Source organism: Sphingomonas sp. PAMC 26617, from assembly GCF_000242835.1.
Classification (GTDB): domain Bacteria; phylum Pseudomonadota; class Alphaproteobacteria; order Sphingomonadales; family Sphingomonadaceae; genus Sphingomonas.
The window spans coordinates 490240-502499 of sequence record NZ_JH594425.1; the positions used below are offsets into that span (position 1 = coordinate 490240).

General features: G+C 65.8%; 5 protein-coding genes and 1 pseudogene. 2 read left to right on the plus strand and 4 right to left on the minus strand.

All coding sequences use genetic code 11. The annotated features are described in order from the left end of the window. Window positions 1-124 precede the first annotated feature (124 nt). From RH91_RS01995 to RH91_RS02010, 4 genes and pseudogenes are all read right to left on the minus strand, one after another. Window positions 125-1582 (minus strand): efflux transporter outer membrane subunit, encoded by a 1458-nt coding sequence (locus RH91_RS01995; protein ID WP_010160822.1) that lies wholly within the window; start codon window positions 1580-1582, stop codon window positions 125-127. Next, window positions 1579-4947 carry an efflux RND transporter permease subunit gene (locus RH91_RS02000; RefSeq protein WP_010160823.1) on the minus strand — a complete coding sequence of 1123 codons (3369 nt, stop codon included), beginning with the start codon at window positions 4945-4947 and terminating at the stop codon, window positions 1579-1581. Before RH91_RS02000 ends, RH91_RS01995 begins: the two co-directional genes overlap by 4 nt. Beyond that, window positions 4910-8031: pseudogene (locus tag RH91_RS02005) on the minus strand (efflux RND transporter permease subunit). Before RH91_RS02005 ends, RH91_RS02000 begins: the two are co-directional and overlap by 38 nt. An 11-nt stretch (window positions 8032-8042) precedes the next feature. After that, entirely contained in the window at window positions 8043-9338 is a 1296-nt protein-coding gene (locus RH91_RS02010; protein WP_010160827.1) for an efflux RND transporter periplasmic adaptor subunit, read from the minus strand. Window positions 9339-9694: 356 nt separating this feature from the next. Here RH91_RS02010 and RH91_RS02015 point away from each other — a divergent pair, with 356 nt between their 5' ends. Together RH91_RS02015 and RH91_RS02020 are read left to right on the plus strand one after the other, a co-directional pair. Beyond that, window positions 9695-10930, plus strand: a complete 1236-nt coding sequence (locus RH91_RS02015) for a DUF418 domain-containing protein (RefSeq protein ID WP_157136829.1) — start codon at window positions 9695-9697, stop codon at window positions 10928-10930. Window positions 10931-11614: 684 nt separating this feature from the next. Further along, window positions 11615-12142: a DUF6438 domain-containing protein gene (locus RH91_RS02020; protein ID WP_010160829.1), complete on the plus strand. Its 528-nt coding sequence runs from the start codon at window positions 11615-11617 to the stop codon at window positions 12140-12142. The last annotated feature ends 118 nt before the right edge of the window (window positions 12143-12260 follow it).

Here is a 12260-nt window from a genome sequence, read left to right on the forward strand (position 1 = left end):
TCGGTTTGTGTCGCGGGACCTTCGATCGTGACGCTCATTTAGCGTCAGTTCCCAGCAGGCTCCGGCATCCGCATGTTGCCATATCTAGACTCGAGCACGAAATCGCTGCCTCCGCTTTCTTCGCCTAAGGATAACTTTGTCCAAAGGTCGTACCGTATACCCCCGACCATCCGCCCCCCAGCGCCTGGACCAACGCCGCGGCTGTTGTCTGCCGATCGGCGCGGATCTGGATCAGCGCGCGCCGCGCGGCAAACGCTGTCGCCTGCGCGGTGACGACGTCGGAATAGACGACGATCCCTGACTGATACTGGAAGCGCACGGCGGCCTGGCTGCGGTCGGCGGCGACCGAGGCGGTGGTGAGCAAAGCCTCCTGCCGCGCGAGGATCGCGGTGGCGGCGAGATTGTCCTGCACCGCCTGAAACGCGGTGAGCGTCACCTGGCGATAATTGGCGACCGCGGCGTCATAGGCCGCGCGATCGGCCGCAACGCGTGCACGGCGTGCGCCCGCATCGAAGATCGTCTGCGCAAGCGACGCGCCGACCGACCAGAGCGAGGAGGCCGAGCTGAACAGGCTGGACAGAGTGTTGCTGTTGAAGCCCCCGCTCCCGCTCAGGCTGAGCGCGGGGAAGAAGGCGGCACGATCGACCCCGATCTGCGCATTGGCGGCAGCGACGAGGCGTTCGGCCGAGGCGATATCGGGGCGGCGCTCGAGTAAAGTCGACGGAACTGCGACCGGCACGCTCGGGATCACCGGCTTCCAGTCGGCGATCGTCGGCAGCGTGAACGTCGCGGCATTCTCGCCGATCAGCGTCGCGATCGCATCCTCGAGCTGCGCGCGGGTGCGCCTTTCGCCCTCGAGATCGGATTGCGCCGAGGCGAGCTGCGACTGGCCCTGGAACACGTCGCTATGCGCGACGATGCCGGCATTGTAGCGGTTCGTCGCGATCGTCAGCGAACGCTGATACGCCGCGACCGTCGCTGCGAGGCTGACGATCTGCGCATCCGACGCGCGCAGCCCGAGATAGTTGGCCACCAGTTCACCATCGATCGCGAGCTGCGCCGAGACGAGATCGGCCCCGCGCGACTGTTCGGTGAAGCGCTGGGTGGCGACGGTGTTGCGGATCTGGCCGAACAGGTCGGGCGTCCAGCTTGCCGAGAGGCCGGCATTGTAGCTGGTCGAGGCGCGCGACCCCGCGGCCGATGTTACGCCGTTGGTGACGATCGTGCGCGAACCGCCCGACGCAGAGTGCGTCACCGATCCGTTGGCCGACACCGTCGGGAACAGGCTCGCGCGCGCCTCGCGGGTGAGCGCCTGCGACTGGCGATAGGTCGCCTCGGCCTGGACGAGCGTCTGGTTATGCGCATTGGCGCGCGCAACCAGCGCGTCGAGCGCCGGATCGCCGAAATAGCGCCACCAGTCGCCGCGCGGCGCGCCGTCGGCGGGGGCGGCGGGCTGCCAGCCGTCGACCGCCTTCCACTGCACCGCGTCGGGGCTGGTCGGGCGCGCATAGGGCGGCGCGAGCGAACAGCCGGCAAGCGCGACGCTGGCGAGCAGGGCGGACCAGGAGCGGATCGGTTTCATGCGGGAAGCTCGCGAAGGGTGCCGGGATTGGCGGTACGGGGGGCGCTCCGGCGGCGGCGATTGGCCAGGCCGTCGAGGCAGACGTAGATGACCGGCGTCGTGATCAGCGTCAGCACCTGGCTCGCGATCAGCCCGCCGATGATGACGATGCCGAGCGGCTGGCGCAGTTCCGCCCCCTCGCCGAAGCCGATCGCAAGTGGCAGCGCGCCAAGCGCGGCGGCGATCGTCGTCATCAGGATCGGCCGGAAGCGCAGCAGGCTAGCCTCGCGCGCCGCCGCCTCGGCGCTGATCCCGCGCGTGCGCTGGGCGTGGATCGCGAAGTCGATGATCAGGATCGCGTTCTTCTTGACGATGCCGAGCAGCAGGAAGACGCCAATCAGCGCGATGATCGAGAAATCGAGCTTGAACAGCATCAGCGCGAGCACCGCCCCCACCCCCGCCGCGGGCAGCGTCGAGAGCACGGTCAGCGGATGGATCAGGCTCTCGTAGAGGATGCCGAGCACGATGTAGATCGTCACCAGCGCGGCGAGGATCAGCACCAGCTGGCCGCTTTGCGTATCCTGGAAGGTCGCCGCCGAGCCCGAGAATTTGCCGTGCACCGTGGTCGGCATGCCGATCTGCGCCTCGGCATCGCTGATCGCCGCCTGCGCATCGGACAGAGCGACGCCGGGCGCGAGATCGAACGAGATGGTGGTCGAGACTTCGGTGCCGTCATGATTGACGCTCGCCGCGGTCGCCGCCTGGCCGATCGAAGAGATCGCGTCGAGCGGCACCATCGTGCGCGGCGTGTTGCTGAGCGCCGCGCCGGTCGACGGGCTGCGCAGCGCGGGGTTGGTCGCGACCGCGGCGGTCGCGCTCGCGGCGGTCTTGCCCGCCGTCCCCGTGCCCGTTGCGGCCACGCCGGTCGCGCTCGTCGTCGCGATCGTCGCCGTCGTGGTGCCGTTGGGCGCGGTCGCGTTCGGCCCGGTGGCGATTACCGCATCGGCGTTGGCGGGGACGCGGACGTCGGTCAGTGCCTGCGGGCCGGTGGTCATCTCCTGCGGCCAGCCGAGGATGACGCTGTACTGGTTCACATCCTCATAGATGTTAGCGACGCTGCGTTGCCCGAAGGCGTCGTACAGCGCATTGTCGACATCGCGCGAACTGATCCCGAGCCGCGCGGCGCTGTCACGATCGACCGTCAGGAAGCTCTCGACGCCATTCTCGCTATAGTCGCTGTCGACGTTCTTGAGCTTCTTGTTCGCCTGAAGCGCGTCGTTGAGCTTTTTAGACCACGCCTTCAGCGCAGCGGTGCTGTCCGCCACCAGCGTATATTGATAGGTCGAATTGCCTTGCCGCGCACCGATCCGCAGATCCTGCACAGGTGCCAGGAATAGCCGGATACCGGCGATCGGCTGGAGCTTGCGCTGCAGCCGCGCGATGATCTCGGGCTCGGCGACGCCGTGGCGCTGGCCGACGGGCTTCAAAGCCACCATCATGAACGCACTGCCCGCACGGTTTCCCCCGGTGAAGCCGATCACCGATTGCACCGCACGATCCTTGTGGATGATGCCGACGACCTGGTTGAGCTTCACCTGCATGTCCTGGAACGACACGCTCTGGTCGGCGCGCACACCCGCCATCAGCAGCGGCGACTGCTGCTGCGGGAAGAAGCCCTTGGGCACGACGACATAGAGATAGGCGGTCAGCGCGAGCACGCCGACGAACAGCACGAGCACCAGCGGTTTCATCGCCAGCGCCCAGTCGAGCGCCTTTTCGTAGACGCGCTCGACGCGCCGATAGCCGCGCTCGAGCCCGCGCGCGATGCGGCCCGGCTGCTTGACGGTATCGCCGTCGCGCGGCCGAGGCTTGAGGAACCAGGCGCACAGCATCGGCGTGGTGGTGAGCGACAGCACGAGGCTGATCAGCACCGCCGCCGACAGCGTCACCGCGAATTCGCGGAACAGCCGCCCGACCAGGCCACCCATGAACAGCAAGGGGATGAACACCGCGACGAGGCTGACGCTGATCGACAGCACGGTGAAGCCGACCTCGGCCGCGCCACGCAAGGCGGCGTCGATGCGCCCCATCCCCTCCTCGAGATGCCGCGTGGTATTCTCGAGCACGACGATCGCATCGTCGACGACGAAGCCGGTCGCCACCGTGATCGCCATAAGCGAGAGGTTGTTAAGCGAGAAGCCGAGGAAATACATCACGCCGAAGGTGCCGAGCAGCGAGACGACCGTCGCCACCGCCGGGATCATCGTCGAGCGGACGTCGCGCAGGAAAGCGAACACGACGACGATCACTAGCACCAGCGCGATCAGCACGGTGATCTCGATCTCACGCAGCGAGGCGCGGATCGAATTGGTGCGGTCCATCGCCACGTCGAGCTTGATGTCGGGCGGCAATTGCGCGCGCAGGGCGGGCAGCTCGGCGTTGATCTTGTCCACCATCTGGATGAGGTTCGCGCCGGGCTGCTGGGTGATATTGACGATGATCGCGCGCTTGCCGTTGTAGAGGCCGAGCGTGCGCGTATCGGCGACACTGTCGCAGACCGTCGCGATGTCGCCCAGCCGCACCGCCGAGCTGCCGCGCCATGCGACGACCAGCGGGCGATAGTCGGCGGCGGTCTTGCCGGCGGCATTGGTGTAGATCTGCCACGAGCGACCATCCTTGCCGGAGATCAGCCCCTTGGGCCGGTTGGCGTTCGACGCCTCGATCGCGGCGCGGACATCCTCCATCGAGATGCCGTAGGAGTTGAGCTCGAGCGGATTGACCGCGACGCGCACCGCCGGCAGCGACCCGCCGCCCAGCTCGACATCGCCGACGCCCGGGATCTGCGCCATGCGCTGCTGGATGATGTTCGAGACAGCATCGTAGATCTGCCCGGCGGTGCGCGTGTCGGAGGTGAGCGCGAGCGTCACCACCGGCTGGCTCGCCGGGTTGACCTTGCGGTACGTCGGGTTCTGCCGGAGCGTCGCGGGTAGATCGACGCGCGACGCGCTGATCGCCGCCTGGACTTCGCGCGCGGCGGTGTCGATGTTCTTCGACAGGTCGAACTGCAGCGAGATCCGCGTTGAGCCGAGCGAGCTCTGCGAGGTCATCTCGTTGACCCCGGCGATCGTCGACAGCCGCCGTTCGAGCGGCGTCGCGATGCTCTGCGCCATCACGTCGGGGCTCGCGCCGGCAAGGCTCGCCGAGACGCTGATCACCGGGAAATCGACCTGCGGCAGCGGCGCCACCGGCAGCGAGAAGAACGCCGCGATCCCGGCGAGCGCGAGCCCGATCGTCAGCAGGATCGTCGCGATCGGCCGCCGGATGAAGGGCGCGGAGAGGTTCACGCGATCACCGCGACGGGTGCGCTTCGGCTTCGGGGCCGACATCGGGGGATTTGTGGGCGCCCCAACCGCGCTTGGCGAAGGCCTGCTGCGCGCGATCGAAATAGAGGTAGATCACCGGCGTGGTGAACACCGTCAGCAACTGGCTAACGAGCAACCCGCCGAAGATCGCGATGCCGAGCGGTCGACGCAGCTCGGCGCCCTCGCCGGTGCCGAGCATCAGCGGCACCGCGGAGAACAAGGCGGCGAGCGTCGTCATCAGGATCGGGCGGAAGCGCAGGATCGCCGCCTGGCGGATCGCGTCGAACGGCGTGAGCCCCTCGTCGCGCTCGGCGGCGATCGCGAAGTCGATCATCATGATCGCGTTCTTCTTCACGATGCCGATCAGCAGCACGATGCCGATGATCCCGATGACGTCGAGATCATGCCCGGTGATCCAAAGCGCGAACAGCGCGCCGACCGCCGCCGAGGGCAGCGTCGACAGGATCGTCAACGGATGGATGAAGCTCTCATACAGCACGCCGAGCACGATATAGACGCACACGATCGCCGCGAGGATCAGGTACAATTGGTTCGACAGCGACGAAGAGAAGGCCCCCGCCGCGCCGAGGAAGCTGGTCGACACGCCGGTCTTGAGCTTGAGGTCGGTGAGCTTCGCCTGCACCGCATCGACCGCGCTGCCGAGCGAGACGCCCGGCGCGGTATCGAAGCCGATCGTCGCCGCCGGGAATTGCGCGACGTGATTGACCTGCAGCGGCGAGGTCCCCGCCTTGATCGTCGCGATCGCGCTGAGCGGCGTCGCGCCGCCCGACGCCTGGACGTGGAGCAGCCCGAGCGAGGCGGGGTCGGTCAGCAGGCCCGGCGCCGCCTCGAGGATCACGCGATATTGCGTCGTCTCGGTGAAGATCGTAGAGACGATCCGCTGGCCGAACGCCGAATAGAGCGCATCGTCGACGCTCGACGCGGTGATGTTGAGCCGCGCCGCCGAATCGCGATCGATATTGATATAGGCGGCCTGCCCCTGCGCGCCCGCGTCGGTGGTGACGTTGCGTACCTTCGACACCGATTGCAGCGCGGCGGTGATGCGCTTGGCCTCGGCATTGACGTCGGCGGTGTTCGATCCCTCGACCGAGAAGCGGAACTGCGTCGGCCCGCTCTCGGCGTCGATCGTCAGGTCCTGCGTCGGCTGGAGATAGAGCGTGACGCCCGGGATCCGGTCGACCGCGTCGGTCAGCCGCTGCATCACATCGGCCTGCGCGCCGTGGCTTTCGTTAAGGTTGATGAACATGCTGCCAGAATTGAGCGTGGCATTGTCCGATCCGTCGACCCCGACGAACGACGATAGCGAGGCGACCGATTGGTTCTGCAGGATCGCATTCGCCGCCTGTGCTGGAGCGAGGCCATCTTGTCGTAGGACACGCTGGTCGAGGCGATCAGCCGCGCCTGGAGCTGGCCGGTATCCTGCGTGGGGAACAGCCCCTTGGGGATGACGAAATAGAGCAACACGGTCAGCGCGAAGGTCGCGATTGCGACCATCAGCGTGGCGAAGCGGCGGTCGAGCACATAGCCGAGCCCCCGTTCGTAATGATGCTCGACCCAGCCGAAGGCGGCGGCCGAACGCTCGGCGATCCGGCTCTTCTTCTCGTCGGCGGGGCGCTTCAGCCAGCGCGCCGACAGCATCGGCGTCAGCGTCAGGGACACCACCGCCGAGATCAGGATCGTGATCGCCAGCGTTACCGCGAATTCGCGGAACAGCCGCCCGACGATGTCGCCCATGAACAGCAGCGGGATCAGCACCGCGATCAGCGAGACGGTTAGCGAGATGATCGTGAAGCCGATCTCGGACGCGCCCTGCAACGCCGCCTCGAACGGCTCCATGCCTTCCTCGATATGGCGCTGGATATTCTCGATCATGACGATCGCGTCGTCCACGACGAAGCCCGTCGCGATCGTCAGCGCCATCAGCGAGAGGTTATCGAGGCTGTAGTGGAGCAGATACATCACCCCGCATGTGCCGATCAGCGAGATCGGCACCGCGAGCCCGGCAACGAGCGTCGCGCGCGCCGAGTGCAGGAAGAAGAAGATCACCAGCACGACGAGCACGACCGCGAGCACCAGCTCGAACTCGACATCGCTGACCGAGGCGCGGATGCCCGTCGTGCGGTCGGCGAGCGTCGTCGCCTTGAGGCCTGCAGGCAGGCTCTTGAGCAGCACGGGGAGCTGCGCCTTGATCGCATCGGTGGTCTGGATGACGTTCGCGCCGGGCTGGCGCTGGACGTTGAGGATGATCGCCGGCGTCGTGTTGGCGAGCGCGCCCAGCCGCGCATTCTCGGCGCCCTCAGTGACCTGCGCGACGCTCGACAGCCGGACGGGAGCGTTGGCCGAGTAGCTGACGATCAGGTTCTGGTAATCCGCGACCGTCTCGAGCTGGTCGTTGGCGTTGATCTGGTACGAGCGGTTGGGGCCGTCGAAACTGCCCTTGGCGCTGTTGGCATTGGCATTGTCGATCGCGGTGCGCAGCTGCGACAGCGACAGGCCGTAGCTCGCCAGCGCCTGCGTATCGGCGCGGATCCGCATCGCCGGCTTCTGCCCGCCGGCGAGCGAGACGAGCCCCACGCCGCTGATCTGGCTGATCTTCTGCGCGAGGCGCGTGTCGACGATCGACTGGACCTGCGTCAGCGGCATCGTGTCCGAGCTGATCGCGATTGTCAGGATCGGCGCGTCGGCCGGATTGACCTTGGCATAGACCGGCGGCGCAGGAAGATCGGCCGGGAGCAAGGCCGACGACGCGTTGATCGCCGCCTGGACTTCCTGCTCGGCGACGTCGAGGCCCTCCGAAAGCCCGAACTGCAGCGTGATGACCGAGGCGCCCGCGGTGCTGGTCGAGGCCATGCGCGACAGGCCCGGCATCTCGCCGAACTGGCGCTCGAGCGGCGCGGTCACGGACTGGCTCATCACCTCGGGGCTGCCGCCGGGATAGAGCGTCGTCACCTCGATCGTCGGATAATCGACCTCGGGCAAGGCCGAGAGCGACAGCATGCGGAAGCCGACGAAACCCGCCAGCACGATGCCGATCATCAGCAGCGCGGTCGCGACGGGACGGAGGATGAAGATGCGAGACGGGCTCATCACACTGGCGCTCAGCCGCCCTGCCCGCCGCGCCTGCGTCGCCCACCGCCAGCACCGCGCGCGGCGGGCTTGTCGCCCGGTAGCGCGACCTTGGCGCCCTCGCTCAACCGGTCGCCGCCATCGGTGACGACGGTGTCACCCAGTTTCAGACCGGTGAGGATCTGCGCCTTGTCGGCGCTGGTCACCCCGGTGGTGACCTTGCGCTGCGTAACGGTGCGGTCGCCTTTCAGCAGCCAGACGAACGCGCTGTCCTGCCCCGAACGGACCGCGGCGGGCGGAATGGTGATCGCCTGGCGTGCGGTGTTGACCGTCAGCCGGACGTTGACGAACTGGTTCGGGTAGAGCTGGTTGGCGGGATTGGCGAAACGCGCCTTGCCCTTGATCGTCCCCGTCGAGGTGTCGACCTGATTGTCGAGCGTCGAGAAGCGCCCCTGGTCGAGCGTCTGCGTGCGCGTCCGGTCGAGCGCGACCGCGGGGATCTGGGCGCCTTGCGCGATCCGTTGGGCGATCACCGGCGCCTGGTCCTGCGGCACCGCGAACGCGACGTCGATCGGCTGGAGCGTCGTCACCACCGCGATGCCGTTGGCGTCTCCCGCGCCGATGTAATTGCCGATATCGACGACGCGCAGGCCGACGCGGCCCGACACCGGGGAGAGCACGCGCGTGAAGCCGAAGTTGATCTGCGCCTGCTGCACCGCGCCCTGGTCGATCGCGATCGTGCCCTCGAGCTGCTTGGCGGTCGCCGCCTGCGTATCGACGTCCTGCCGCGCGATCGAATCCTGGCCGAGCAGCGTAGTGTAGCGGCTGAGCTGAACGCGCGCATTGGCGAGCTGCGCCTGGTCGCGGATCAGCGCGCCCTTCGCTTGCAGCAGCGCCGCCTGGTACGGCCGCGGATCGATGATCGCGAGCACCTCGCCCTTCTTGACGAGCTGCCCCTCGGTATAGAGCAATTTGGTGATCGTGCCCGAGACCTGCGGGCGGATCGTCACCGTCGCGGCGGGGGTGACCGTGCCGAGCGCCTCGACCACCACCGGCAGATCGGCGGCGCTGGCCTTGACCGTTGCCACCGTCGTCGGCTGGCCCCCGCCTGCGCCTGCGCCTCCCCGGCCGCCGCCGCCGCCGCGCCGACCCCCACCGGCACCTCCGGCGGCCGAACCTGACTGCGACAGCCACACCGCCAAAAGAATGAGCAACAGAAGGCCGCCAAGCCCGGCGATCCAACTGATCGTCTGACCGCGCGTCCCCAGTTGGTGCGTCGCATCCGGGCGTGTCGCGTCGGGCGTGGTACTCGTTTCGTACTCGGGCATGTCGGGCTTCCGCAGCAATCTGCAACTGCTTCCGCATCGCCGGGTCGGTCGTGTCAATCATTCAATTGTCGCAAATCTTGCCGATCAGCGTGCTCGTTCCTCGCGGTCGATGCTAAAAGCTTAATCTCCGTCAGGACCTTCAGCCGGCATGAAGCCGCGTCGGTAGCTGACTCTCACCATCCGATTGACCCATGAGCCGCCGTTCCGGGCCTCGTTGAGGCCCACCAACTTCGGACGTTCGTTTCACGGTTGCTGCTTCTTCAGTCTTCCGCTGGCAACTGACGCTCCGCTGAACCGGATCTCCTTGCCCTTCTGCAGATATCTGCCACGATCTTCTAGTTTTCGGGGGAGGCACGATGGCGACGAGCGCACCGGCTGATCGGATCGCAAGCATGGATTTCCTACGCGGCGTGGCCGTCATGGGGATCCTGGTCGCAAACCTGCCTGGCTTTGCGCTGCCCTCAGCTTATTTCTCGCCGCTCGCGTGGGGCGGGTCCACGGGCGCGAACCTGTGGATCTGGTTTGCGACTTACGTGCTCATCGAAGGCAAAATGCGAGGGCTGTTCTCAGTGCTGTTTGGCGCCTCGATGCTGCTCGTGATCGAGCGGGCGAACCGCGAGGGTAAGAACGCTGCGGGCGTGCACTATCGCCGCATGGCGACCTTGTTTGTCATCGGTGCAATCCATTTATATCTGTTCTGGTCGGGCGACATCCTCAACCATTATGCGATCGTAGGATCGGTCGCCTTCCTCTTCGTCCGCCTGCCCGTACGCTGGTTGCTCACTTGCGCGGGCGTTCTTCTCGCTTTGCAGGTGGCCGCGGAGATCATGGCGTCGCAGTCGTACTTCGAGAGCGCGGCGCGCGACACGCCTGCAAAGATCGAGACATGGAACGGCTTCGCCTCTGCGTTCGGCGTACCGCCCCCGGCGGAGGTGACCGCGGAGCTGGCGGCGAGGCGGGGCGGCTTCATCGAGTCCAACGTCTATCGCTGGAAGCACGAGGTTAGCCCCCTCAACGGCATCATGCAGTTGGGTATGCAGACGCTTTCTGCGATGCTGCTCGGCATGGCAGGCTATCGCTCCGGCTTCCTAACCGGGCGGTGGACCCGTTCGCGATACCGCCGATGGGCGGCCGTTTCCCTTGCCGTAAGCCTGCCCATCTATGTCGCACTGGCATACAATACCGTCGCGCAAGGCTTCTTCGGGCCTTGGGTGTTCTTCGATTCTATCCTTGCCGCCGAGGTGCCGCGATCGATGATGGTGATCGGTTATACGGCGCTGCTGATGCTGCTCATGCGACCTGGCACGTGGGTGACCACGAGGATCGCCGCGGTCGGCCGGGCGGCCTTCACCAACTATCTCGGCACGACGCTGATGATGACCTTCATCTTCTCGGGCTGGGGGCTGGGGCAGTTCGGTTATTGGTCTCGCGCGCAGCTATACCTGTTGGTTCCGGTCGCCTGGGCGATGATGCTCTGCTGGTCCAAACCGTGGCTCGACCGTTATCGCTTCGGCCCCATGGAATGGGTGTGGCGGTCGATCTCGCGATTGAAGCCGCAACCAATGCGCAAACAGACAGACGCAATCAGTTGAAGTCGCCTCAGATCTGGTCGGCGGTCGGCTAGCTTTAGCATCGATGACCCATACCCGGACATTCACGTGCCCTTCCCCGCTTACCACATTCAGACACTCATTCATTTCCAAGCGAGAGTGGTGCCACTGGCGGTCCCCTGCCCGACGGCACGCCGGCTTTCTTGAAAACCGTGGAAATGGTTGCTTAGCCCGCCGTTCAGGTTCCCCCTCTTAACCAGAGGACGACCAGCATTTGTGAGGAAAAAGCATGAAAACTAATAAGGCCTCACGGGTAACGCTTGCCCTCGCTTCAGCTGGATTGGTCGCTAGCGCCGCCGTCGCCAGCGTGGATACCTCGCGCAAACCTGGCGGCGTCTACTTTCTGGAGCCGGGGATTTACGTCGAAAAGGGGGCATCTTGCCGTGAGCCGGCGAACGTCTCAATCCGACAGTATGACGGGAAGGGCATCAGCACCGCCCACACTCGATCATGCATCGCTCGGATACTATCGCGGCGGGGAAGCACCTATGACGTGAGTCAGTCATGCATCGATGCGGGCGCAGGTCCCGCGCCGCGCGTCGTCGAAAAGCAGACGGTCGCCGTCCAGGACGCACTGACGTTCTCGCTAGGGCGTGGACGCAATGCCACGACCTATCGCTACTGCCCAATTCGCGAGCTGCCACTTGAACTAAGAAGGCAGGCGCAATGAAATCGATAATAAAGCTCGCCTGCGCTGTTTTGTGGCTTTCGGCGCTGGGAGGATGCGCGAAAACCACGGCGCTGCCCGTCCTCGGACACTCGACTAAGGACAGCAAGGAGACGATCGCATGGTCCGTCGGACCGTGCTTCGGTTTTTGCCCCGTTTATAAGGTGGAGGTCGACGGCAACGGCTCCGTGAGGTTCGTCGGCGAGCGGCATACGGCGGTCTTGGGTAAGAAAGTCCGTAAAGGCGGTCCGGACGCCTACCGTGCGATCGAAACCGCGCTGGCACAACATCGCCCCGGCACCGGGGCGACGATCAACACGATCTGCGAACAAAAGATCTCGGACGGTTCGAGCTACGTCCTCACCTGGACCAGATCTGACGGCACGGTCACCACGCTCAAGCACAACAGGGGCTGTCTCTCGTCGCGAAACACCGCGCTCAACACGGCGCTTCAGACACTTCCTCGACAGCTTGGCATCGAGGAATGGACGTCACAGGTCACCAGACCGGAAGAGTCCCGCGGCTGATCGCCAGCCGCAAAACGGTCCGCTTGGGGGGGTGAAACTATCGAGCCGCAGCTGTTCAATGAAGAACGTCGCAAACAGTTAGAACGTTAGAACTGCCAAGTCGCAGAAGGCTAACAAG